A 24108-nucleotide genomic window follows, 5' to 3' on the forward strand; every position below is an offset into this window, starting at 1 on the left:
GAACGCAGGAGTGATCCGATGAACCTGGCGCGACGCACCATGAACCATCCGGCGCTGGCCGCGGTCTACGAGCGGGCATGGCGACCCACGCTGTTCTATCTGGCCAGCGGGCGCAGCACGGCCGCTGATCGCCGCGATGCCGTGCGCACACTGCGGCTCGATGGTGCGCAGAAGGTCCTCGATATCGCCTGCGGGCCGGGCAATTTCACCCGCCACCTGAGTAGGGCACTCAGCGGTGACGGCTTCGCCATCGGCCTCGACTACTCCGAGCCGATGCTCGCCAGGGCCGTCGCCGACAATGCGGGCCCGCGCGTCGGCTATCTGCGCGGCGATGCCCGCGTGCTCCCGTTCGCCGACGGCACGTTCGACGCGGTGTGTTGCTTCGGTGCGCTCTATCTGATCCCCGACCCCCTCGCCGCCACCCGCGAAATGCTGCGCGTGCTCGCGCCGGGCGGGCGCATCGCCATCACCACCAGCTACCGCGCGGACAACCCGTTCGGGCAGGCCAGCCGGGTGGTCGGCGGGTGGAGCGGACTGCGCGTCTTCGACACCAGAACGTTCCCGGACCTCTTCGCCGAGGCGGGGCTGGTGGAGATCGAACAGGACGTGCACCGGCTGCTGCAATACGTCAGCGCCACCCGGCCTGCGTAAACGGCCGTCGCACGGGCGCTCGGTAGGCGCGGCACCGAACTGGACCGCGCGAGTCGGAAACGATCTTCGGCTCGCCGGGGATACCTCTAGTGTCCATCCAGAACGTAGTTGTGCCACCAACATTCGCCGTGGTGTCACCCTCGCCGGTGCGTGAACCCGATGTCGGGGCCGCGAGGAGAGCAGGCGACGAAATCGGAGAACTGGTGCGGCATTTGTTGATGATGGCGGCCTGCGTTGTGACAGTGGCGATTTCGATGGTGGCCGGCGCTCCCCCAGCGGTCGCCGATCCGAGCTCCCCCCTCGAGCAGCTGCAAGCGGAACTCGATCAATTGGTGCGGACACTCGGTGTTCCGGGCGCTCAACTGGTGGTCGGCGGGGCGGGCCTGAACGCCGAACTCGACAGTGGCGCTGGAAATCTGGTGACCGGCGGCGCGTTCCCGGACAACGCGCAGGTACGGATCGCCAGCAACACCAAGACATTCGTGGCAACGGTGCTGCTGCAGCTGGCCGCGGAACAGCGGGTGCAGCTGGATGCGCCGGTGGCACACTATCTGCCGGGCGTGGTCACCGGGCCCGGCGGCGACGGAAATCTGATCACCGTGCGAGACCTGTTGCAGCACACCAGCGGAATACCGGATTACCTGACGCAGCTGCGCCTCTCCTCCGTCGCCGAATTGCAGACCCCCCGTGCACCGGCGGAATTGATCCGGCTCGGCCTCGATCAACCCGCCGAATTCGCGCCGGGTTCGAGTACCGGCTACTCCAATACCGGGTTTCTGCTGGCGGGCGAGTTGATTCAGCGGCTGACAGGTCAGCCGGTGGGGCTGGAGGTGACCCGCCGGATCATTCTCCCGCTCGGTCTCCGCGACACCTATTGGCCATTGTTCCCATTGGAGAACATCATTCGGCAGCCGCACCCGCAGGCCTATCAGGAGTTCGACGGCGTGCTGGTCGACATCACCGATATCGATCCCGGGTGGGGCCTGTCCGATGGCGCGATGGTTTCCACCGGGGCCGACCTGAATCGGTTCTTCATGGCCTTGCTGTCCGGCGAGCTGCTCCCGCCCGCGCAGCTGGCCGATATGCAACGCACCGTCGAATCCGGCGACCCGTTCCGCGACGACGATTTCGGGCTAGGCCTGTTCCGCCGGGTGAACGCCTGCGGCCTGGAGAGCTGGAGCCACGGTGGCGCGATGACCGGCTTCGTCGTCCTCAACGCCGCGACCGCGGATCGCGCGGTCACCCTCAGCATGAACCGATTCCCCGACCCGGTCACCACTTTCCTGCACCGGGCCGCCATGAACAACGTCGTCGACGCTGCCCTCTGCGCTGGTTGACCGTCGCGCACCTCGACCCGCCGCGCGGCTTACCGCGCTACGGGTCGAGGTGCGAGGTTGCTCAGCGGAAGTTCCGGTTCAGCTGCCGGCGCTGCCGGTGGACGGCCGGGCCCGGCGCAGTTCACAGGCCACCCGATCGGCATCCGGCCGGTCCTCGCCGGAGCGGGCGCAGCCCTGCGAGGTGTAACCGCGTTCGTCGTAGCCCTGCCGGTCGTAACCCCACCTGTCGAAGCCCCAGCGGTCGTAACCCCAGCGGTCGTAGCCCCAGACGTCGTAACCGTCCGGGCCGTAGGGGTCCTCCGGCTCAGCGGGTTTCGGGAATGACGGGGTTGTGACGGGCGGTTCGGTCGTAACCGGGGGCACGGTGGTCACCGGCGGCGTGGTCGTCACCGGCGGCGCGGTGGTCACCGGGGGCACGGTGGTCACCGGCGGGATGGTCGTCACGGGCGGTGCCGTGGTCACCGGCGCGATGGTGGCGGGTGCGGTGGTAGCCGGGGTTTGATCCGGGTTTGCGAATGCCGGTATGACAAGCGCGGCGGGAGCGAGCGCCACCGTCCCGGCTACGACAGCCAGCAGGACCGACTGCCGAACGGTGCGCGGACTTCTCCTCCACTGCGACATGGTTGACCTCCAACTCGAGATGAGCGCGCTCACCGCACCCGAGTCCCCTATCGGTCGTATGTCCAAATTTGATACACGGCAGCGACTTTCGCGCCGACCCTACTTTCCGGGGCTTGCGGAGCCGATCACCACCACATCGGCCGGTCGCTCGGCCCGACACGGTCGGAGATCTGCGCGACCAGTTGCCACGGTCGCTGCGTGTCGGTGGTCGCCTTGCCGCTGGTCAGGATGGCTCCGGAGAGCCCACGGGCCGGGTCGGCCCAGCCGTACTGGGTGGTCAGTCCGCTGCGGCCGAAGTGTGTGCGGGTGTCGCGCCCGAACTTCGATCGCCGCCCGCCCAGTTCGAAGCCGGCCCGACTCACCCGTCCGGCCAGGCCGGGCAGGCGGTCAGCCGGTTGGATCGCGTCGCGCAGCGTGCTTTCGCGCATGATCCGCACCCCGTCCAGTTCGCCGCCGCGCGCGAGGATTTCGTAGAACCGCGACAGTTCGAAGGCGGTGGTGACGAGATTGCCGGACGGCAGTTCCGCGGTGAGGAAGGTCCGGGTCGCCGATTCCGATACCGCGCCGCCCATCCCGCCGCCGAGTGCCTTGCGCGCCAGGTATTTCGAGATGCGTGAGGGCCCCGGACCGGTTTTCACCCCGGCCACGACTTTGTCGACGTCCTCGGGGCGGACACCGAAGTTGTTCCACCGGAAGCCCAGTGGGTCCAGCACCTGCTCGGCGAGGTGTTCGCGCATGCGTTTTCCGGTCGCACGCTGTACGAGCAGCCGTTGGATCAGGCCGCTGGTGAGCGCGTGATAGATCCGGAATCGCCCGGGCGGCCAACTGGGGACCAGATCGGCCAACCCTTGCGCGGCCAACTCCTCGTCGACGACCAATTCGAACCCTTTGTAGGGCGGCGTCACGAACGGCACGCCTGCCGAATGCGACAGCACATGGCCGATGGTGATCCGTTCCTTGCCGTTGGCCGCGAACTCGGGAATGTAGCTGCACACCGGGTCTTCGAGCCGAAAAGCGCCCTGCTCCACCAGCATGAACATCAGCGCCGCGGCGACCCCTTTGGCGGTGGAGAAGCCACAGAACGGCGTCTCCGGGGTCGCGAGCACCCGCACCGCGTCCGGCCCGTCGCCCGGCGCGTTTCCCCTTCCGTGCCCGATGGCCCGGTTCAACACGATCTTCCCGTTGCGCCGCAGGCACACCTGAATCGCCGGTGTCGTGCCCATCCGGTACCAGTCCCGCACCGACTCCCACAGCGCGTCGACGTCGGCCGCCGCCACCGCGGCCGCCGCGGGATCGTCCTCGTCGCCGACCGTGGTCACCGAGTCCAGATCCTCGGCCACCGTCACCAACGTGCCAGGGAGTGTGCTCATTCGCCCAGCATATCGACCGTTCGACGGCGTCCAGGATCGTTCGCGCCTGCGCGGCGCTCAGCTCGGCAGCCAGGTCGCAGGTGGGTGGACGATCTCGTCGAGCTCGAGCACGGCGTCGTCCGCGGCGTGCAGCGTCAGCTGACAGACCAGCACGGCGGCGGGCCTGGCCAACCCGAGCACGCGCCGCTCGTCGGCGGTGGCGAGCCGGGCGCCGACCCGGTCGCGCAGATAGGCAACGCGAAGGCCGGTCACCGATTCGAGATAGCGCAGGGTGCCGCCGGGCAGGGCTTCGGTGCGCAACAGTAAGGGCGCCGCTGCGGCCAGCCCGCCGTCGAACCAGGACGTCACGAGCTCGGCGCCGCCGGATCCGTTGTCGGTCAATCGCTTTCGCATGATCACCGGGCCGCCGCTCGGCAGGGCCAGTACCTCGGCGACTCGGTCGGGCGCGGCGACGAGCGCGGCCGCCAGCACGGTCACCGGCTCCGCCTCGGCGTAGACCGAACCGTAGCGCGGCACTTGCTCGCGCAACACCGGACCACCGGGCCGGTCGGCCACGTAGGTGCCGGAGCCGCGCCGGGATTCCAGGATCCCCTGCTGCCGCAGGGTATTCAGCGCCTTGGCCGCGGTCGGCCTGGCCACCCGCCACTGGGCGGCGAGTTCACGTTCGGAGGGCACCTCGGCACCCGGCGCGAGCTCACCGCGCTCGATGCGATCGCGGAGGTACTCCGATATCCGCAGATATTTCGGCAGGACTTCATCGATTTCGGGCACCGGTCGCCTCTCTGCGCACACCGCCTCCGGTCGGCGCGGGCCGGGAGAAGAATGTGACAATCGTGCCCCACATCACAGCCATAGCGCGAGACCAAGCAGGTCCCCAGAGGGGTTACCGCCCGGTAGAGTGCCCATCCAGTACGGCGCTACGCCAGTGGACCGAACAGAGGGGGTTCCCAGATGGCGGTACCGGACACCGGGCAGGGGACCGCGAGGCAACTGTACGCGGCGGCCACCGGCGCGAGCGGGGACCGCCCCTTCGAGCTGGCCACCGACGTCGCCGAGAACCTCGCCGCCGCCTGCGACCAGCTCGTCGAGGACCTGCACCGGGCCATGGCCACCGGACATCTGGTGACCGAGGTGACCGGATTCCCGAATCTGCCGAGCGGACAAGGCCTTACCCGCGGCTTCAACGGCAAGGGCAGGCAGTATCTGGACACCCTCGCCGCCTTCCAGGAGACGGCGCTGCTGTTCAAGGCCGCCTACCTGGCGGCGGGCAAGAAGTTCGCCGACGCCGAAGCCGCGCACAAGGCCGCCCTCGACCTGGTCGCCGAACACTTAGAGGCACGATGAAACATCCCCGCGTCGGGCCGCAGGCGTGCGCTGACCCCACACCCGGCCCGGCCGGGCACCGTCGAGCGGGCTGAGGGGCCCGCCGTGGCAGACTCCGCCGCCCGCGCGGCCGCCGAGCACATCCGCCAGGAACTGGCCGGATTACGCTCCGGCACAACCGATCCCGCGTACGCACCGGAGCGGGAACGCTTCGGCTCCTACAGCCACCAGGAGATCTGGGACCTCGTCCACGAAGCACTCGACCCGGCCGCGCTCGGCCACGCGTCGGCGGTGTGGCAGTCGAACGCGGACGCGATAGCCGAAGCGTTCCAAGCCTTCTCCGACACCGCCAACCGGGAGTTCGCCCGCTGGTCGGGTCGCGCCGCCGACGCCGCGTTACGGGCCACCCGGCAGTTCGTTCTCGCCGGGACCGACGCCCACGATGTCTGCCGGGCGGTGGCGCGCTTACTCGAGCTGAATTGCGATGCCGCGCAGGCCATCCGGGCCGCTATTCCGCCGCCCGTGCCGTATCGGCCGTTGGACGATCCGGCCGCCGAGGCGGTGTACGGCGGCAAGCGGCGGATGGCCCACGACAGCGCGGCGGCCGACATCGAGGCCGATGTCAGGGACACGATGACCTACGTCTACGCCCCGACCATGCCCGCCTCCGGAAATCATGTGCCGCGCTTCACCCCACCACCCGAGGGACCACTGCCCGCGGGCGACGGGGGCGCCGGACAGTGAAATGGGTGCTCACCCCGGACGAGTTCTCGCATGTCTGGGAAAACGAAACCAGCTTGGACCGCAGGCCATACCCGGTCAACATGGTGCCCGCGGCCACCGTGCGCACCGAATCCGAGTACGCCGCACTGCGTTTGCCGCAGCGCTTCGCCAGGCAGGCCGACCCCGACCTGGCCGCCGCCCTCATGCTGTGCGGCCGCTCCGACGCGACCACCATCACCGTCTCGGGCGAGCGGAACACGCCCCCGCGCAACGGCTCCGGCGCCGACACCGAGCGCATCCTCGCCTTCGCCGCGGTGGTGCACAACCACGCGGGCATCCTGGTCGCCACCCCGGAGAAGGTGACCGTGCTGATGTGCCACGCCCGTGCGGTCGGCGAGCGGCTGGTGCAGACCATCGGCTCGGCCCCGGCCGGCAAACTCGCCGCGATGCGGGAGCCGCAGGACGCGGTGCTCGGCCCGGACCGCGCCGAGCCCTTCGTCACCAACGGGCACCGCGGCGCCGCCCGATTCCGGCAGACGCTGCGCAAGCCGGTGGACGGTCGCGGTTTCCTGACCGTCACCGTGGAACCGGACAACCCGATGTCGCCGCCGACGCGCCACCGCACCTGGCTCGACTTCACCGGCGACGGCCGCTACCTGCTGACCACGTCCCAGGACCTCATCCTCACCCCGGTCTCCGACGACGACTTCGCGGCCCAGCTGATCGGGCTCGCACACATCCGCTGAGGCGAGGGCCCGCTGTGGTAGTTGTGGGAGATGGCGAAGAAGAACTGGTCTGTTCCGGCCACCGAGGCGCTGAAAGCCGACGGCTTGAAGATCGCCGACCTGGACACCTCCGGCACGCCCGGATTCGACGGTGACAAGGTGGCGGGCCAGGAGCTGCTCGCCGAGCGCACCGTCGTGCTGTCGGGTCTGCAGGAAAAGCTTTACGCCAATGGACGATCCGGCGATCTGCGCAATGTGCTGCTGGTCTTGCAGGGCATGGACACCGCGGGCAAGGGCGGCATCGTCCGCCACGTCATCGGCTCGGTCGATCCGCAGGGCGTCGACCACCACGCGTTCGGGGTGCCGACCGAGGAGGAACAGCGCCACCACTATTTGTGGCGCATCCGCAACGCGCTGCCGCGCGGCGGGCAGCTCGGCGTCTTCGACCGCTCGCACTACGAGGACGTGCTGGTGGTGCGGGTACACAACCTGGTTCCACAGAAGGAGTGGGAACCGCGCTACGACGAGATCAACACCTTCGAGCGCGAGCTGGTGGACGAGGGCACCACGCTGGTGAAGGTCGCCATGTTCGTCTCCCTCGACGAACAGAAGAAGCGGTTGATGCAACGCCTGGAACGACCGGACAAGTACTGGAAGTTCAACCCGTCCGACATCGACGAGCGCGGCTTCTGGCCCGCGTACCAGGAGGCCTACCAGGCCATGCTCGACCGCACCTCTACCGACTACGCCCCGTGGCACGTCATCCCGGCCGACCGCAAATGGTTCTCCCGTCTCGCCGTCACCGAACTCCTGATCGAGGCGCTGACCGGCCTCGACCTCGATTGGCCGCCGGCCAATTTCGACGTAGCCGAGCAGATGCGGCGCCTCGCCCAAGCCTGACCCGGTCACACGAGCGGGCGGACCTCCTCGGCGACGAAGCGGACGAAGCCTTCGGGGTCCGGCTCGTCGGCCGTCGGCTGCACGATGACGGTGGCGGCGCCCGCCGCGGCCAGGGCGCGCACGGCGGCGGCCACGGCGTGCGCGTCACCGGCGACGCCCGCGCCCGGCGCGTGCTGCGGGGTGCGTTCGGCGGCCAGCCTGGCCGCGGCGTCCGGGCCGGTGACGGCCAGCAGACTCGCGACGATCACGTGCTCGTCGGTGCGCCCCGCCGCGGCGCGGCCCTGCTCGATCAGCGCCCGCGCGGCGCGCACGCCGTCGGCATCGGTGATCGAATCCAGCAGCGTCCCATCGGCGTGCGCGCCGCACAGCCGGATCGAGCGCGGTCCACGAGCCCCCGCGTAGATCCGCGGCGGTGCCGGCGGCGGCCAATCCAGCGCCACATCGTCGAGCTGGACGTAGCGACCGGAGGTGGTGACCCGTTCGCCGGCGAGCAACGCGCGCAACGCGTCCAGATACTCACCGAGCAGCGTGACTGGGGACTCGACCCGCGCCCCCACTTGCCCCATCCAATCCTGCACGCCGTGGCCGACGCCGAGCTGCACCCGCTCGGGGAACAGGCGGTAGAGCGTGGCGGCCTCCATCGCGGTGAGCGCCACATTCCGCAGCGGCACCGGCAGCAACCCGATACCGACACCCAGCCGCTCGGTCCACGCCAACGCCGCTGCGGCACTGGCGATTCCACTCTCCAGGAAGCAGTCTTCCCACAGCCAGAGTTGTTCGAGCCCGGCCGCCTCCGCGGCCATGGCCACGGCCCGCAGCCGCTCCGGCGGATTCTGTGGGCGAAATACGGCACCGAGGACAGTCATCCGACCATTCCTACCCGCCGGGTCCGACAGCGCGCGACATTCGCGGCCGCGTCTGTGCCGGATATTTCGGAATCTCTCAGGTTGACCCACGATGATGTGGCCGTGGCCCGACCACGCGGGGACGAGTTTCCATATCTACCATCGTGGCGGCAGGTACCGGCAGTCGAGCGAAAGGCGTGGTGAACGCACGGTGAGCAAGAACCCGGGTGGGAAGAAGAACCCGCTGCTGGCGGCGGATCGCGCCGACCGCAACCGCAAGATCTTCATCCAGGTGGCCGTGGCCGCCGTACTGATCGCGCTCATCGCGGCGATCGGCATCGGTGTCGCGGTGAAGAAGGCCCGCAGGGACGACCCGGGGCCCAGCCCGGCCATCGCGGCGGCCGCGAACCAGAACGCGTCGGGCATCACCGGAACGATCACCGACAACGGCGCCATCCGGATCGGCAAGCCGGATGCGAAGGTCACCGTCCGGGTCGTCGCCGACCTGCAGTGCCCCGCGTGCAAGGCCTTCGAGCAGGCCAACGGCAAGGTGCTCGACGAGGCCGTGCAGAACGGCACCGCGGTGGTCGAGTACAACGTGATCGCGTTCCTGGACAAGGCCTCCAGCACCCGCTACTCGACGCGCGCGGCGAACGCCTCCTACTGCGTCGCGGAGGCCGATCCGTCGAAGTACATGTCCTGGGTGTCGGCGATGTTCGCCCAGCAGCCCCCGGAGGGCGGCGCGGGCCTGCCCGACGACAAGCTGGTCCAGATCGCGAAGACCGCGGGCTACCCGGACTCGGTGGCGAGCTGCATCACGGATGTGAAGTACGACAAGTACATCCAGGCCCGCACCGACGAGGTGCTCAACAGCGGCATCAAGTCGACCCCGTCGGTCTTCGTCAACGGCAAGCAGATCCAGTCGAGCCAAGAGCTCATGGGACCCGGCGGCCTCGCACCCGTGATCGCCGCCGCCGCGGCGCAGTGATCACCGCCCCGCCCCGGGCCGCCTGGATACTCCTGCTCGGCGGGCTGGCCGGCTGGCTGGCATCGGTGGCGCTGACCGTCGAGCGGTTCAAGCTGTTCACCGACCCCGGCTACACCCCGTCCTGCAGCATCAATCCGATCCTGTCCTGTGGCTCGGTGATGGTGACCGAGCAGGCCGCGGTGTTCGGGTTCCCGAACCCGCTGATCGGCATCGTCGGCTTCTCGGTGCTGGTCACCCTCGGGGTCCTGTCGGTGGTCGGGGTGGGGTTCCCGCAATGGATCTGGGGCGGGCTGTGGCTCGGCCTCGCGGCCGGTGTCGGCTTCGTCTGCTGGCTGATCTTCCAGAGCCTGTACCGGATCAACGCGCTGTGCCCGTACTGCATGGTGGTGTGGGCGGTGATCACCCCGCTGCTCGCGGTGGTCACCGATCAGCTCTGGGGCGGGTCACGCGGCCCGCTGCGGGTGCTCGCGGAGTGGCGCTGGACCATCGTCGCGCTGTTCTACGCGGTGGTGCTGCTGCTGATCTTCCTGCGGTTCCAGGATTACTGGCTCTCGCTGGTCTAGTTCGGCGTGCCCAGCGCGAGCACCAGGGAGACCGTGCGACGGCCGCCCGCGACATCGAGGATCTCGAGCTCGATGGTGTCGTGCGGCTTGTGCACGTTGATCGCCGCGTGCAGCGCGCGAGCCGAGGTGATCACGCGACCGTTCACGGCCGTGATCACCTCGCCGCGCGCGAGCCCCGCCGCGTAGGCGGGTAGTCCGTAGAGCGCCAGATCGATCCGTGCCCCACTCGGTTTCGCGTCGGTGGTCAGCACGCCGAGGGTCGCGGTCGGGCCGATGTGCACGGTGTCGGTCGGGATGCCGGAGCGGATCTGCTCGACCACCCGCATGGCGGTATCGATCGGCACCGCGTAACCATTCGGCGGCCTGCTCGTCGCGCGCGCCGGATCGCCCGACGCCGCGGCGATCACGCCGACCACCGCGCCCGCCCGGTCGGCCAGCGCACCGCCGGATTGCCCCGAGCTGACCGCCGCGGCGACCTCGAGCAGCCCGGTGAGCGGCTTGCGGGACAGGTCCGCGGAGTTCAACGCGACGATGGTGCTGTCCAGATCGGTGAGGGTGCCCTGGATCGCCGTCGGCGTGCCACCGAGCCCGCCCGCGTTGCCGATGGCCAGCACCTCGTCGCGCACCCGCACGCCGGCCGAGCTGCCGATGCGCGCGGTCACCAGGTCGGCCGCGCCGGACAGCGCGAGCAGCGCGATATCGACGCCCGCGTCGTAGCCGAGCACGACCGCGTCGTAGGTGCGCCCGTTGCCGACATCGGTGACGCGCACCGTGTCCGCGCCTTTGACCACATGGTGGCTGGTCAGCACCTGACCGTCGGGGGTGAGCACGATGCCCGAACCGGCGGCGCCGAGCCCGAACGGCGCGGCCGACGCGCTGATATCCACCAGCGCCGGGTCCACCACGGCGGCGACGGCCAGCGGGTCGAGCGGCGGCGGGGGCTGCTCGATGATCGGCGCGGGGAGCTCGCTCGCCCCGAGCGGCCAGCCCGGCAATTCACCCCGGTAACCGAGGAATCCGGCCACGGCGAGCAGCGCGGCGACGATCATCGCCAGCGCGCGGCCCCCATACCGTTGCTCATTCATCGCACTCCGCCTCGATGCCATGCGAATTCCATTGTGGCCGGAGATCTTCACCGTAGATCGAAATCGGTTCGATGACCGCCGGTGCCCGCCGAAATACCCGCGTGTTCGTAATTCAGGCGTGTCCGTTATGTGTCATGTTTGGCAAGTGGAGGCATGCGGCGGTAGGCATGTATGCATGACCTCTGCTGCTGCGTATGCCGTTTCCGCCTCTGATGGCGCCTTCGAGAAGGTGACGATCGAACGCAGGGACCTGGGTCCGCGCGATGTGCTGATCGACATCAAATTCGCCGGTATCTGCCATTCCGACATTCACACCGCACGCGACGAGTGGGGCGGCACCAAGTACCCCTGTGTGCCGGGTCACGAGATCGCGGGTCTGGTCGCGGCGGTGGGGCCCGAGGTGACCAAATATCAGGTCGGTGACCGCGTCGGTGTCGGCTGCATGGTCAATTCCTGCGGTAAATGCGGGCCGTGCCTGGCCGACGAGGAGCAGTACTGCACCCGCGGCGCGACCATGACCTACAACACGCCCGTCGATCCGGCCGTCCAGCCCGGCGGGTACACCATGGGCGGGTACTCCACCCAGATCGTGGTGACCGAGAACTTCGTCGTCGGCATCCCCGAGGGGATCGGGCTCGACCAGGCCGCACCCCTGCTGTGCGCCGGCGTCACCCTGTTCTCGCCGCTGCGGCACTGGAACGCCGGGCCGGGCAAGAAGGTCGCCATCATCGGGATGGGCGGCCTCGGGCACGTCGGGGTGAAGATCGCCGCCGCGCTCGGCGCCGAGGTCACCGTGCTCAGCCACTCGCTGAGCAAGCAGGACGACGGCAAGCGGTTCGGCGCCAGTCACTACTACGCGACCAGCGACCGGCAGACCTTCCGCGAGTTGCGCGGCCGGTTCGACCTGATCCTCAACACCGTCTCGGCCGATCTGCCGATCGACGACTACCTCAAGCTGCTGAACCTCGACGGCACCCTGGTGATCCTCGGTCTCCCGGAGAACCCGATGACCGTCAAGCCGTTCACCATCGCGGGCTACCGGCGCTCGCTGGCCGGGTCGATGATCGGTGGCCTGGCGCAGACCCAGGAGATGCTGAACTTCTGCGCCGAACACGGCATCGGCGCGGAGATCGAGGTGATCTCGGCCGACGAGATCGACGGCGCCTACGACCGCGTGGTCGCCAGCGACGTCCGCTACCGCTTCGTCATCGACGTGTCGACCATCTGACGCCGAGCACCGCCGCAGAATTGGTCGACCCGGTCCGATCACCGAAACGCACACGGGACGGCGGCATAATTCCGCAGATACCTTCCAGATCCACGCAAATTTCCGGCAGCACTCGGAAGAAATGGATCCGGCATGGACATGGTGCGCTCGCACACGAATCTCGGGCTTTTCCTCATCGATAAAGAATCAGGCGCCGCGATCGCGCGGCACCCGGTCTATGCCGAGGTGGTGGTGCGGCGGTGCGACGGTGAACCGCACACCATCGGCGACCAGACGGCCAGTGCCACGTCCGACGAATCGACGGACTGCGAGTCCGAGATCGAATGGGCCGCACCGCTCGGCGTGCTGTGGACCGACCATGTCGGGTACGTGTCCTTCGACCTGACCCGGTTGCCCGCGCCGGTCAGCCGCAGGCTCGACAACACGGTCGCCGTGCGCCGCTACGGCGCGGCCGCCCTCGCCGATGCGGGCGAGGACTTCGACGGCGGCGAAACGATGACCATCCGCGCCCTCGCCTACGGCGCCGCCGAGTGGGTAGACGTGCTCGACCAGAACCGGTTCACCGCGGGCGCGGTGGTCGGCCGAATCGTGCTGCCGCCCACCGGGATAGCGCCGCCGCATTACGAGGGCGGGATGGCGACCATGCAGAATCCCAGCCTCACCGACTGGCAGCTGTCACCGTCCTCGTTCGCCACCAACCCCAACCAATTGGTCGGTGAGAACGGCTGCGAAAACCTGTATCCGGCCACGCTGTCGCTGCACGAATTCACCACCCGGCAGGTGGTTCGGCTCAGCGACGATCCACCCGGCATCACCATCCCCGAGCCCTACCGCGCGGCCTACATCGATGAGTACAAGGTCACCTGGAGCGCCCTCGGTCACTCGCTCGGCGAGATCCTCTACAGCCTGCCGCTCGCACCCGGTGAATCGGTGAAGCTCGCCATCCTGGACTGGTCGTGGGACAGCCTCACCCGCCGGGACGAGCAGACCAAGCTCACCGAGGACGTGCTGCACCGGACGCACCGGGACCGCACGATCAGCGAGACGGTGCAGGCCGGGCTGCGCGAAATGCAGCACGGGTCCAATTTCATGGGCGGGGTGGCGCACTCCGGTGGCGGCAGCGGCAGCGCGAACGTCGGCGTCGTCGGCCTCGGCGCCGCGGTCGGCGATGCCTGGAGCATGGGCGGCAGCACCGCGACCAGCGACGGCAGCCGCGACCTGACCGCGGAGAACGTGCAGCGGCTCAGCGACAGCTTCAGTCAGGCGAGTTCGGCGCTGCGCGAGATCAATTCGACGGTCGTGGTGCAGGCCAGGCAGGAGGAGCACGAGTCGATCCAGACCCGCACGTTCTCCAATTACAACCACGCGCACACCCTGACGATCCTGTATTACGAAGTGCTGCGGCACTATCGGGTCGCGGTGCAATGGGTGCGCCGCCGCCCGGCGGTGCTGGTCCAATACCCCGCGCCCATCACCGATTTCGACGACGCCCAACTGCTGCGGCACCGGGCCGTCCTGGAGCCGGTGCTGCTGGACCCGGCCCTCGCGCCGGGCTTCGCGGCGTTGGCGAAGAAGGATCTGGTCGCCAGGAACCAGCTGCTGCACGGCGTCGACCCGGCCACCTTGGACAAGCCGCAGCCCCAGTTCTGGGAGGGTGATCTGCGATTCGGCCTGTTCGAGTTCTACGTCAAGCCCTCCGAGGGCGGCGGGGACACCACCGACCAGCAGGTGATGCTGAACCTGATCCTGCTGGACGGCAACAATGTGGTGCACCGCCCGCTGCTGCTCGAATGGGAGAAGGGCGACCTGACCCGCAACGTCAATACCGCTGAGCGGCTCAACGATACGGCCACGGCCAGCTTCATCTCCAAGCCGGACCAGCCGGTGCCGTGGCGCGACCTGGTCGGGTTCGAGTTCGTGCTGCACGAGGACAACAACTGGCGGGCGGATCGCCTGGCGATCAACGCCTTTCATCCCGGCGGCGCCATCGCGCTGCTCGACAACGTGGACGTGGACCTGTTCTTCCGGCAGAACGGGTCCTCCAACACCGTCACGTTCATCCGGCGCCCCGGCCCCCGCCCCGCCGATCTGCCGCCCACCTGGTCGCCCGCCAAATCGCTGACGCCGGAGGAGTTTCAGCACGCCCAGCGACTCATCGACCATGTCAACACGAACAACGCCTACTACAACCGCGCCGTCATGCTGGCCACCCGGACCGCGGATATCAGCGTGGCCTTCGAGACGAAGCCGTGGGCGGACGGCAAGACACTCGCCGACATGGCCGTGCCGACACCGCTCGAGGTTTTCGGCAACCATGTCGCGTACCCGCTGACGGCGGCGGGGACCGTCGTCATGGACCCGCCGCCCGAGGCGCAGACCGAACGGCTGATCACCATGCCGACCCGCGGCGTGTTCGCGGAAGGCAAACTGGGCCACTGCAATGTCGCGGAGGAGATCGACAACACCCGCTTCTGGAAGTGGGAGGAGCACCCGATCCCCATCCAGGCCCCGGAGATCGCGCCCGTCGTGCCGACCACGCCGACACCGGTGCCGACCAACCCGACGCCGACGCCGTTCCCGCAGTCGCTGGTCAATGTCGTCGCGCCTAGTCCGGCACCGGATCCGGTGGGGCTGGCCGCCGCACTGCAATTGCTCGGCACGCCAGGCATCTTCCGGGACATGTCGGGCCGCGCCGAGGTCGCCGACCTGTTGAAGAAGCTGTCCGACAACACGATTTCGATCGCCGAGGCCGCCACCAAGGCGCGCGAGATCCAGTCCAAGTACGGCAGCGCCGGCGCGGGCTCCGGCGACGGATCGACGGCCGCACCGGCCGCCGGGCTCGGCGCGGGCCGCACCTCGCCGAGTGACCGCTCGTCGACGACCACCCAGGATCTGCAGGACCTGCAGCATGTGCTCGGCAACGCGCAGGCGAAGAACCTGATCACCGCCGAGGCCGCGAAGGAGGCGTACGCCAGGGCGCTACGCGGCGCCTACGACCCCGACTACACGAACGCCTCGACCAGGAAACCCACGGCCTCCGTGCCGATTACGGCGGCGACCGACGCGCAGCTCGGTCAGGCCGCGGCCGTCGAGTTCTTCGACGCCACCGACATCGACAACTACTTCCTCGATGTCACCGGCAAGACCTTCGCGGGCTGGTTCACCGCGACGCTGGCCGGGCGGGGCAGCTGGGGACCGCTGTCGATGTCGATGGATACCGACACGCTCAACCGCTTCATCGAGACCTGGAATGCCTTCCCGCCCATCGTCGGCACCGACCGCGGCGTCGGCGCGAAGGGGATCACGCTGCCGGAATTCGCCACGCTGATGGCCAAGTTCCTGCACGAGACGGGTGGCAAGCTGCAGTTCCGCGGCGCGGAAACCGTTGGCGGATACGGCCATCCCGGCCTGTCCTACGCCTTCGACTCCTTCCTCATCCAGCGGCCGGGCGAGGCGGCCTTCACCAAGGCCTCCTACAACACGGGCAACGGCAATCACACCGCGTTCGCCTGCTTCCACGACCCGATCTACCTCGCCGCGTTCGGCACCCTCGCACCCACCGACCAGGCCGTGCGCGACCGCCCGGAGTGGCGGGGCACGACCTGGCCCGCCGGCGTGCCGACGTCGATCGACAGCTCGACCGCGTTCCTGCAGGAGGCGGACTTCTACAAGTTCCGCGGCCGCGGCGCCATCCAATCCACCGGGCGGGCCGCCTACCTGCCGATCGTGGACTTCGTGCGTACCTACACCGGCGACGATGCCCGGATCACCGCGGTCAAGGACCGGTGGACGAACCTGGCGAGCAGCCTTGCCGCCCAGGGGGTCGAGCTGGCCAGCAACGACGACTACGCCACCGCGTCGAGCAACGCCGACTGGGACGCGCTGTTCGCCACCGTCACCATCCAGGCCGTCGCCATCCGTGGCCACAACAACCTGGCGGGCAAGCACTATCTGCCGATGTCGAGCAGTGCGCCGGTGCTGCGGGGCACCGGTCGCGGGTCGGCGTACTTCGTCGCGATCGCGATCGCGGGGAACAACCCGTCCTACGGCAACGACGTCCGTCAGCGCATGCTCGATTTCATCGGCACCCTGTGGCGGACACCGCTGCCGTCGGCCGGCTCGATCGATATCTGATCCGCACCGGGCCCCGGGAATCGGACTCCCTGGGCCCGGTGGCGTGCTGTTGTGCGCACCTCAGTGCCGAATGCGGGGTGAGATCGAATCGGGTGGGTACGTTGGCGATGTGGCTTCGGACGAAGACGACAACGCGACACCGCCCGCGGTGGCACCCACCGGCGAAGCCGTGGTTACCGCGGAGATGACGACAACGCCGCCGCCGTGGCTGCTGCGGGCATTCCTGCTCGCCGCGGCGACGGTCGCCGGACTGTTCGCCGGCTTCTGGGCGCTGACCCGGCTGCAGGGCTTGCTCACCATTCTGCTGGTCTCGCTGTTCCTGGCCTTCGCCATCGAGCCCGCGGTGAACTGGCTCGCGCGCCGCGGGATGAAGCGCGGACTCGCCACGGGGGTGGTTTTTCTCGTCTTGATCACAATCGTCGTCGCGTTCTTCTGGACGCTCGGCGCACTGTTGATCGAGCAGGTCACCGCCCTGGTCACCAACGCGCCGGAGTATGCCGACCAAGGCATCGACTGGATCAATCACACCTTCAAGACAAACCTGTCCGGTACCGACATCGAGCGATACACCAGCGACTGGAGCAAATACCTCGAGGGTGCGGCCGGAAACGCCTGGGACATCGGCACCCGAACCGTCAGCGTGGTCTTCCAATCCCTCGGGGTGTTGCTGTTCACCTACTACTTCGCCGCCGACGGCCCGCGCTTCCGCAACGCCGTGTGCTCGCTGCTGCCGCCGCGCAAGCAGCGACATGTGTTGCGCGCCTGGGATATCGCCGTGGAGAAGACCGGCGGCTACATCTACTCGCGCGGGCTGCTCGCCCTCGCCTCGACGGTGGCGCACTATGTCGCGCTGCGGGTGCTCGATGTGCCCTCGGCGTTCGCGCTCGCGCTGTGGGTCGGCGTGGTCTCGCAGTTCATCCCGACCGTCGGCACCTACCTGGCCGGTGCGCTGCCGGTCATCGTCGCGCTGGTGCACGACCCCTCCGACGCCGTATGGATTCTCGGCTTCATCGTGGTGTACCAGCAGTTCGAAAACTATGTGTTGCAACCGCGCATCACCGCGACCACCCTGGACATGCACCCGGCCGTAGCGTTCGGCGCGGTGCTGGCCGGTGCCGCGCTACTCGGCGCGACCGGTGCGCTGCTCGCCATTCCGGTCACCGCGACCGTGCAGGCCTTCTCCGGGGCCTACATCCGGCGCTACGAGGTGCAGACCGATATCGATGTGCGCGCGCCGCTGCCGCCGCCACCGCCGAAGCCCCACCGAAAGTGGGCTCGCCAGTTGACCATTCGGTTCACCGGAGCTGAGCGACCGAAGAAGGACGAGTAGCCGCGCACCGGCGCAGCTGCTCGACCAGCCCCGTCGCGATCTTGCCCATTTGGGCGCGGCTGTGCTGCGCGGTGTCGTGCTCGACCTGGATGGTGAGCCGATCGCCGACGGTGAAGACGGTGAGCTTCGGCGGCATGCCCGGCCCCATCGCGAAGACGTCGTCGCGCATGTGCCCGATGCCCGGCGGCATCGAATGTGCGGGCAGGCGGCCGATATTGGACATCGCCATGGTGGGGGCCGCGGCGAACGCGGCGGCCGTCGCCGGGTCCGTGACGCGCTGCGCGGCCAGCAGGAATCGGCCCGCGTCGCGGCGCGCGACGGCGGCCCGCATACCAGCCGTCACCACTAGACCGAGATCGATCGGGTTGTGCTCCGGCTCGACCTCGGCGGCGGTGCCGACCCCGGACGCGACATTCAGCATCGTGCTCGCGGGCAGCGGCGGCGCCAGCTCGTTGCGCAGATCCATTGCGTGCCCGCAGAGCAGCGGCAGGGCACCGGTGGCCGGCTCGAGCTGCGTGCGCCAGGCCACCAGCGCGGCGCCGCAGAGCAGGCTGTTCACCGAGATGCCGTGCGCGCGAGCGGAATCGATCAGCATCCCGGTTTCCGTGCTGTCCAACTCGATGCGCCGCACCGCGAAACGGCCGAGCGGATCGGCGCCGACGCCGTCCCCGTCGCAGGGCAGGGCCCGCGGCGCCGTGGCCGGGTCTATCATCGTCACGCCTGCGGCGGCGAGCTCGAGGAACTCGGCCACCTCGGCGTCGGAGAAGACCGCGGCGAGGCGGGTATCCATCGCCTCCGGTAACGACTGATCCGCCGCACCCACCCGCAGCGGGCTGGCCGCGATGTGCGCCGTGTAGCGCCGCCACAACTCCGCCAGCAATGCGAAAGCCGAACGGCCATCGGCGATTCCGTGATGAATGATCAGCACGATCTGCTGGCGCTCGCCGGCGCGCAAGAGGTGGGCGCGGAACAAGCCGTCGGCCCAGTCCCGCGGGCCGTTCACCAGCCGCAGATAGTCGGCCTCGTCACCGTCGGTGACGTCCAGGCGCGGGCGATAGTCGTCGTCGCGGCGCAGGTACATCGTGCCGTCGGGCTCGGTGACCACCCTGCTGCGCAGCAGTGGGTGGAGGGCGGCCAGCTCGCCGAGGACCAGGCCCAGTAGCTCGGGATCGAGCGCTCCGTGCACGGTCGATCCGATGTAGAGCGGCATGCCCCCGGTGGGGACACTGCCGAGCTTGGTATCCGTGCCGAAGAACGTGGATTCGAACGGGGAAATGGGGCGCTGTGCGGTCATACCGTCGAACATACGCATGTTTCAAACGCTTGTCACAAACATATGTTTGGAACATGCGTCACAAACACGCGTATGTCCGGCTGCTATCGTGCGGATGTGGGAACCCGAGACGACCTCCTCGCCGCGGCCAAGCAGTGCCTGGCCGAACGTGGCTACGCGCGCACCACCGTGCGCGACATCGTGGCCGCCTCCGGCACCAACCTGGCCGCGATCAACTACCACTTCGGCACCCGCGACAAGCTGCTCAGCCAGGCCATGATGGAGTCGAGCGCGACCGCGGTGCAGGCGATCCTCGACTCGCTGCCCGCCGACGACACCGCCGATCCGGCCGTCCGCATTCGAGCATTCCTCGAGCACCTGATCCGCTCGTTCACCGAGGAACGGCTGCTCTGGTCCGCCAATATCGAGAGCTTCGTGCAGGCGCTGCACTCCCCCGAACTGCGCGCCGAACTCGGCACCGCGCAAGCCCGTGCGCGCCAGGCACTTTCGCACGTCGCCGACAGTGCCGCCCCCGATCCCGCCATCGGTGCCGTGGTGCAGACCATGATCGGCGGCCTGCTCGTCCAATGGCTGATCGACCCGACCAACGCGCCCTCGGCCGAGACCATCGCGGCGGGTCTGCGCGCACTGGCGGCGGCGACCGACCCGAACTGAGCACACCGGGTTACCACCCGGCGAACCCGCAGGCCCGTGCTACCGTTCCCGCCCGTGCCGTTCACCGATGCTGGAACAATGGCGATTCTGCTGGCGCTGGTTTCGATGTGCTCCACGCTGGTCGGCGGTTTCGTCGCGGTGCGCATCGGCGACCGCAGGCACCTGGTGCTCGGGTTGGCCGCAGGGGTGATGCTCGGCGTGGTCTTCTTCGACCTGCTGCCGGAGGCGCTGGAACAGTCCGGGCAGCACGTCCTCGGGGTGCCCGCCGCGCTGATCGCGGCGGTGGTCGGGTTTCTCACCATCCACGTCATCGAACGCGCGGTCGCCGTACACACCGGACACGAGCAGGAATTCGGCTCGCACACCCACGGTTTCGAGTCGGTCGGTCTGCTTGCCGCGTCCGGCTTGATCTTTCACAGTCTGCTGGACGGCTTCGGCATCGGCCTCGGTTACCAGGCGGGCGCCACCGTCGGCGCGGCGGTGGCCATCGCGGTCATCTCGCACGACTTCGCCGACGGCTTCAACACTTTCACCATCTCGACCCTCTACGGCAGTGCCCGCAAGCGGGCGCTGACCCTACTCGCGCTCGACGCCATCGCCCCGGTGGTCGGCGCGGTCCTCGGCACCCTGATCCAGGTCCCCGACGGCGTAGTCGGGCTCTACCTCGGCTATTTCGCAGGCTTCCTGCTGTACCTGGCGACCGCGGACATCCTGCCGGAGGCACACGCCGTCCACCCGTCCCGACTCACCTTGGCCTGCACCGTGACCGGGGCGGGAATCATGCTGCTCGTCGCCGCGCTGAGCCACTGAGCCGATAGCAACCAAGGTTGACTAACCGCAAATTAGTCAACTAAGGTTGCTCGCATGCCCATCCCCGAAATCCCCGATTCCGGCGACCCCGCGGACCGGCTCGCCGCCGTGGTCGCGTTGCGGCGCTTGGCCGATCAACTGGAGGACGCCGCCGTCGAGGAGGCGATGCGGACGGGCTGGAGCTGGCCGCAGGTCGCCGAGGCGCTCGGCGTCACCCGGCAAGCGGTGCACAAGAAGCACGCCAAGCGGCTCATCGCCGCGGGCGTCAGCCTGAGGAGGCGATGATGATTCTGACCGCATTCGACGAATACCTGCACACGGTCCTCACCGAGGGCAGCAGCGAGGCGCAGCGGGACGGCTCGGCGACCGTCGAGGCCCAGCACCTGCTGCTCGCGATCGCCGCACAGGAGGGCACCGCGCCGCAGCGCGTCCTGGCCGCCGCCGGACTCGACCATCAGGCGATCCGTGCCGCGCTACGCCGCGAGTTCGAGCACAGCTTGAGCGCGGCGGGGGTGTCCCTCGCCGGGGTTGATGTGCCGCGCACACCGGGCTACGGCAAGGGCTCCCCGAATGTCGGCGCGTCGACGAAGCTCGCGCTGGAGCGGGGGTTCGGTTCTGTTCCGCGCAAACGAGATCTGCGTCCCGCGCATGTACTGCTCGGCATTCTGCGGGCCGAGGTCGGGACGGTACCGCGTGCGCTCGCACTGGCCGGTGTGGACCGGACGGAGTTGCAAGCCCAGGTCCAGCACATTCTCGAGGACGCGTGATGACAGCACATCCGGAGGTTCAGCAGTTGCTGGACGAGGCGGTGTGCGAGCGCGGCCTGCCGGGCATCGTCTGCGAGATCCGGGACGGGCAGGGCCGTTGGTTCGGCGCGGCAGGGGTGGCCGACACCTCGACCGGCCGGCCACGCGCCGAGCACGAGGAGTTCCGAATCGGCAGCGCCACAAAGGCGTTCACAGCGACGGTGATCCTGCAACTGGTCGCCGAGGGCAAGCTGAACCTCGGCGACACGGTAGAGAAGTGGCTACCCGGACTGGTCGCGGGAAACGGCAACGACGGCAGCGCGATCAGCATTCGGCAACTGCTCGACCACACCAGCGGGCTGTTCAACCACACCGACGACGAACAGGTGCGCTCGGCCGAGGGCTGGCACCCCGAACAACTCGTCCGGATCGCGACCAGGCACCCGCCCCACTCCGCGCCCGGCGCGCAGTTCCGATACGCCAACACCAACTACATTCTCGCCGGGCTACTCATCGAGCAGGTGACCAATACCCCACCAGCGCAGGAGATTTCCCGCCGAATCTGTGCACCCCTCGGCTTGACCGGAACCTACTGCGCAGGCACAGGCACCGAGATCCGTGGCCCACATCCCCGCCACTACTCCACCTTGTTCGACCCCGCCCCGGACGCCACGGTCCACGACATCACGGAGATGGACCAGACCTGGGCAGGCGCCGCAGGCGACATGGTCTCGACCACGGGCGATCTCCAGGTCTTCTTGCACGCACTGCTGACCGGACAGCTGCTGCCGCCCGCCCAGCAGCGAGAAATGTGGACCACCGTCGCCACCGATGGCGCGCAATGGGTCCCCGACACCAGATACGGCTGCGGCGTGTTCGAGCAGCAGCTGCCATGCGGCACAACGGTTTACGGTCTCTCCGGCGCCACCATGGGCTCGTGGACCTGGGCGATGGGCAGCCGGGACGGCACGCGCACCGTGGTGACGCACACCAACGGCGACTGGAACGACCCGATGGCGGTCTTCCTCGCGGTGCTGGACACCCAGTTCCGCTCCGCCGTTCAGACAGCGCACTGAACGACAAAGGCCACCTTCCCGGTAAGGGGAAGGCGGCCTTTGTCTTTCAGCTAGTGAACCGCTCGCCTAGCCGCGCGCGGCGGGTGCCTGCTCGCGGGTCGCGCGGGTACGCGGTACCCCACCACGGACCGAACGGCTCGCGGTGCGGCTCGCGGTGTCGAAGCCGTGGGCTGCGGCACCGTTCGCGCCACGCCCGTTCCGGCTGCGCGGCTGACCACCGGCGACGTGTGCCGCGGCGTCGCCGCCACGCCCGCCACGACTGCGCGACTGGTTACCGGCGACACCGCGCGACGCGGCGTCATCGGTGCTGCGCGCGGTCCGGCCGCGTGGCTGCCCACCGGCAGGCGCGCCGTCCCGTGCGCCACGACTGCGGGCCTGACCGGCAGGCGCGCCGTAGCGACGATCGCCCCCACCGCGCCGGTTGCGGTTGCCCTGTCCTTCGGAGTTCGACGCCACGGGCATCGCGCTCGGCGCGACCCTCGGTGCGACGGTGCCGACCAGCGCCGTCACCGCCGCCGCGTCCGCGGTCACCCGCTGCGAGGCGACAGTGATGTTCGCCTTGCGCAGCAGTGCCGCGACATCGCGGCGCTGCTCGGGCAGCACGACGGTGACGACATCACCGGAGCTGCCCGCGCGGGCGGTGCGCCCGGAGCGGTGCAGGTAAGCCTTGTGCTCGGCGGGCGGATCGACGTGCACGACCAGCTCGACGTCGTCGACGTGCACGCCGCGCGCCGCGATATCGGTCGCGACGAGCACGCGGGCCGAGCCGTTGGTGAAGGCGGCCAGGTTGCGGTCGCGGGCCACCTGCGACAGGTTGCCGTGCAGGTCCGTCGCGGGAATCCCCGCGGTGGTCAGCTGCTTGGCCAGCTTGCGGGCCTGGTGCTTGGTGCGCATGAACAGGATCCGGCGACCGGAGCCCGCGGCCAGCGTCTCCACCAGGATCCGCTTGGCCTCGACGCCGCCTACCTCGAAGACGTGGTGGGTCATCGCGGGGACCGGCGAGTCGGCCGAGTCGACCGAGTGCGTGGCCGGGTTGCGCATGAACTGCTTGACCAGCTTGTTGACGCCGTTGTCCAGCGTCGCGGAGAACAGCAGCCGCTGGCCGCCGCTCGGCGTCGCGGCCAGGATGCGGGTCACCGCGGGCAGGAAGCCGAGGTCGGCCATGTGGTCGGCCTCGTCGAGCACGGTGATCTGCACGTCCTGCAGCGACACCAGACGCTGACGCATCAGGTCCTCGAGCCGGCCTGGGCAGGCGACGACGATGTCGACGCCGGCCGAGAACGCCTTGGCCTGCCGGTGCTGGGAGACGCCACCCATGATGGTCGTCACCTTCAGCCCCGCTGCGGTGGCCATCGGCTCGAGCGCGGCGGCGATCTGGGTGGCCAGCTCACGGGTCGGGGCGAGGATCAGACCGCGGGGGCGGCGGCCCGGCTTGCGGTCGCCGCCGGCGAGGCGGTCGACCATCGGGATGGAGAAGGCCAGCGTCTTGCCGCTACCGGTCTTGCCGCGGGCGAGCACGTCGCGACCGGCCAGGGTATCGGGCAGGGTGGCCGCCTGGATCGGGAACGCAGCGGTGATACCGCTGGCCGTCAGGGCGCCGACCAGCTTCGCGCCGACGCCGAGCGCGGCGAAGGACGTGGTGGCGGCAGAATTCGAAGAAGGGTTCGTCATATGAGGTGGGTGTGCCTTCCAGGCATCGGGGTGT

At 69.0% G+C, this 24108-nt stretch carries 23 protein-coding genes; 16 read left to right on the plus strand and 7 right to left on the minus strand.

Annotated features, from left to right (window positions below; translation table 11 throughout):
* Positions 1–18: 18 nt before the first annotated feature.
* Both ACIHA7_RS06005 and ACIHA7_RS06010 read left to right on the plus strand, forming a co-directional pair.
* Complete coding sequence (locus tag ACIHA7_RS06005) at positions 19–651, plus strand: class I SAM-dependent methyltransferase (protein ID WP_397285984.1); 633 nt, start codon at positions 19–21, stop codon at positions 649–651.
* A 146-nt stretch (positions 652–797) separates the two neighbouring features.
* Positions 798–1988: a serine hydrolase domain-containing protein gene (locus ACIHA7_RS06010; protein WP_397285986.1), complete on the plus strand. Its 1191-nt coding sequence runs from the start codon at positions 798–800 to the stop codon at positions 1986–1988.
* A gap of 78 nt (positions 1989–2066) precedes the next feature.
* Here the strand turns inward: ACIHA7_RS06010 and ACIHA7_RS06015 are convergent, their stop codons facing one another.
* The 3 genes from ACIHA7_RS06015 to ACIHA7_RS06025 all read right to left on the minus strand — a co-directional run bounded on the left by ACIHA7_RS06015 (position 2067) and on the right by ACIHA7_RS06025 (position 4750).
* The gene (locus tag ACIHA7_RS06015) at positions 2067–2450 is read right to left on the minus strand and encodes a hypothetical protein (protein ID WP_397285988.1); all 384 of its coding nucleotides are present in this window, start codon (positions 2448–2450) and stop codon (positions 2067–2069) included.
* Positions 2451–2734: 284 nt separating this feature from the next.
* Positions 2735–3979, minus strand: a complete 1245-nt coding sequence (locus ACIHA7_RS06020) for a serine hydrolase domain-containing protein (protein WP_397285990.1) — start codon at positions 3977–3979, stop codon at positions 2735–2737.
* 57 nt (positions 3980–4036) lie between these two features.
* On the minus strand, positions 4037–4750 hold the full coding sequence (locus ACIHA7_RS06025; RefSeq protein WP_397285992.1) for a GntR family transcriptional regulator: 714 nt from the start codon (positions 4748–4750) through the stop codon (positions 4037–4039).
* A gap of 180 nt (positions 4751–4930) precedes the next feature.
* Between ACIHA7_RS06025 and ACIHA7_RS06030 the strand changes: the two genes are divergently transcribed.
* The 4 genes from ACIHA7_RS06030 (at position 4931) to ACIHA7_RS06045 (ending at position 7650) form a co-directional block, all read left to right on the plus strand.
* Positions 4931–5323 (plus strand): hypothetical protein, encoded by a 393-nt coding sequence (locus ACIHA7_RS06030; protein ID WP_397285994.1) that lies wholly within the window; start codon positions 4931–4933, stop codon positions 5321–5323.
* A gap of 84 nt (positions 5324–5407) precedes the next feature.
* Positions 5408–6046, plus strand: a complete 639-nt coding sequence (locus ACIHA7_RS06035; protein ID WP_107659614.1) for a hypothetical protein — start codon at positions 5408–5410, stop codon at positions 6044–6046.
* Positions 6047–6051: 5 nt separating this feature from the next.
* Entirely contained in the window at positions 6052–6771 is a 720-nt protein-coding gene (locus tag ACIHA7_RS06040) for an ESX secretion-associated protein EspG (protein ID WP_397285996.1), read from the plus strand.
* Positions 6772–6801: 30 nt separating this feature from the next.
* Positions 6802–7650: a polyphosphate kinase 2 family protein gene (locus ACIHA7_RS06045; protein WP_397285998.1), complete on the plus strand. Its 849-nt coding sequence runs from the start codon at positions 6802–6804 to the stop codon at positions 7648–7650.
* Between the two features lie 5 nt (positions 7651–7655).
* Here the strand turns inward: ACIHA7_RS06045 and ACIHA7_RS06050 are convergent, their stop codons facing one another.
* Entirely contained in the window at positions 7656–8516 is an 861-nt protein-coding gene (locus ACIHA7_RS06050) for an LLM class flavin-dependent oxidoreductase (RefSeq protein WP_397286000.1), read from the minus strand.
* Positions 8517–8706: 190 nt separating this feature from the next.
* Between ACIHA7_RS06050 and ACIHA7_RS06055 the strand changes: the two genes are divergently transcribed.
* Both ACIHA7_RS06055 and ACIHA7_RS06060 read left to right on the plus strand, forming a co-directional pair.
* Positions 8707–9483 (plus strand): DsbA family protein, encoded by a 777-nt coding sequence (locus ACIHA7_RS06055; RefSeq protein WP_397286002.1) that lies wholly within the window; start codon positions 8707–8709, stop codon positions 9481–9483.
* Positions 9480–10046 (plus strand): vitamin K epoxide reductase family protein, encoded by a 567-nt coding sequence (locus tag ACIHA7_RS06060; RefSeq protein WP_397286005.1) that lies wholly within the window; start codon positions 9480–9482, stop codon positions 10044–10046. Before ACIHA7_RS06055 ends, ACIHA7_RS06060 begins: the two co-directional genes overlap by 4 nt.
* Here the strand turns inward: ACIHA7_RS06060 and ACIHA7_RS06065 are convergent.
* Entirely contained in the window at positions 10043–11131 is a 1089-nt protein-coding gene (locus ACIHA7_RS06065; protein WP_397286007.1) for a S1C family serine protease, read from the minus strand. The genes ACIHA7_RS06060 and ACIHA7_RS06065 overlap by 4 nt on opposite strands.
* Positions 11132–11306: 175 nt before the next feature.
* Here ACIHA7_RS06065 and ACIHA7_RS06070 point away from each other — a divergent pair, with 175 nt between their 5' ends.
* From ACIHA7_RS06070 to ACIHA7_RS06080, 3 genes are all read left to right on the plus strand, one after another.
* Complete coding sequence (locus tag ACIHA7_RS06070; protein ID WP_397286009.1) at positions 11307–12359, plus strand: NAD(P)-dependent alcohol dehydrogenase; 1053 nt, start codon at positions 11307–11309, stop codon at positions 12357–12359.
* A gap of 132 nt (positions 12360–12491) precedes the next feature.
* Positions 12492–16493, plus strand: a complete 4002-nt coding sequence (locus ACIHA7_RS06075; protein WP_397286011.1) for a hypothetical protein — start codon at positions 12492–12494, stop codon at positions 16491–16493.
* Between the two features lie 109 nt (positions 16494–16602).
* Positions 16603–17823, plus strand: coding sequence for an AI-2E family transporter (locus ACIHA7_RS06080; protein WP_397286013.1), 1221 nt, complete (start codon positions 16603–16605; stop codon positions 17821–17823).
* Here ACIHA7_RS06080 and ACIHA7_RS06085 read toward each other — a convergent pair.
* The gene (locus ACIHA7_RS06085) at positions 17789–19117 is read right to left on the minus strand and encodes a hypothetical protein (RefSeq protein WP_397286015.1); all 1329 of its coding nucleotides are present in this window, start codon (positions 19115–19117) and stop codon (positions 17789–17791) included. The genes ACIHA7_RS06080 and ACIHA7_RS06085 overlap by 35 nt on opposite strands.
* Positions 19118–19213: 96 nt before the next feature.
* On the opposite strand from ACIHA7_RS06085, the gene ACIHA7_RS06090 reads away from it, so the two are divergent.
* From ACIHA7_RS06090 to ACIHA7_RS06110, 5 genes are all read left to right on the plus strand, one after another.
* Positions 19214–19771 carry a TetR/AcrR family transcriptional regulator gene (locus tag ACIHA7_RS06090; RefSeq protein ID WP_397286017.1) on the plus strand — a complete coding sequence of 186 codons (558 nt, stop codon included), beginning with the start codon at positions 19214–19216 and terminating at the stop codon, positions 19769–19771.
* 78 nt (positions 19772–19849) lie between these two features.
* Positions 19850–20581, plus strand: a complete 732-nt coding sequence (locus ACIHA7_RS06095) for a ZIP family metal transporter (protein WP_397286019.1) — start codon at positions 19850–19852, stop codon at positions 20579–20581.
* A 54-nt stretch (positions 20582–20635) separates the two neighbouring features.
* A complete protein-coding gene (locus tag ACIHA7_RS06100) occupies positions 20636–20866 on the plus strand; it encodes a hypothetical protein (protein ID WP_397286021.1) in 231 nt (76 codons plus the stop codon).
* Positions 20866–21348: a Clp protease N-terminal domain-containing protein gene (locus ACIHA7_RS06105; protein ID WP_397286023.1), complete on the plus strand. Its 483-nt coding sequence runs from the start codon at positions 20866–20868 to the stop codon at positions 21346–21348. The genes ACIHA7_RS06100 and ACIHA7_RS06105 overlap by 1 nt, the downstream gene beginning before the upstream one ends.
* Positions 21348–22403 carry a serine hydrolase domain-containing protein gene (locus tag ACIHA7_RS06110; protein ID WP_397286025.1) on the plus strand — a complete coding sequence of 352 codons (1056 nt, stop codon included), beginning with the start codon at positions 21348–21350 and terminating at the stop codon, positions 22401–22403. Before ACIHA7_RS06105 ends, ACIHA7_RS06110 begins: the two co-directional genes overlap by 1 nt.
* Positions 22404–22469: 66 nt before the next feature.
* Here ACIHA7_RS06110 and ACIHA7_RS06115 read toward each other — a convergent pair whose 3' ends face one another.
* Positions 22470–24074 carry a DEAD/DEAH box helicase gene (locus ACIHA7_RS06115; RefSeq protein WP_397286027.1) on the minus strand — a complete coding sequence of 535 codons (1605 nt, stop codon included), beginning with the start codon at positions 24072–24074 and terminating at the stop codon, positions 22470–22472.
* Between the last annotated feature and the right edge of the window lie 34 nt (positions 24075–24108).

It is taken from the genome of Nocardia sp. NPDC052316, from assembly GCF_044547795.1.
GTDB lineage: Bacteria > Actinomycetota > Actinomycetes > Mycobacteriales > Mycobacteriaceae > Nocardia.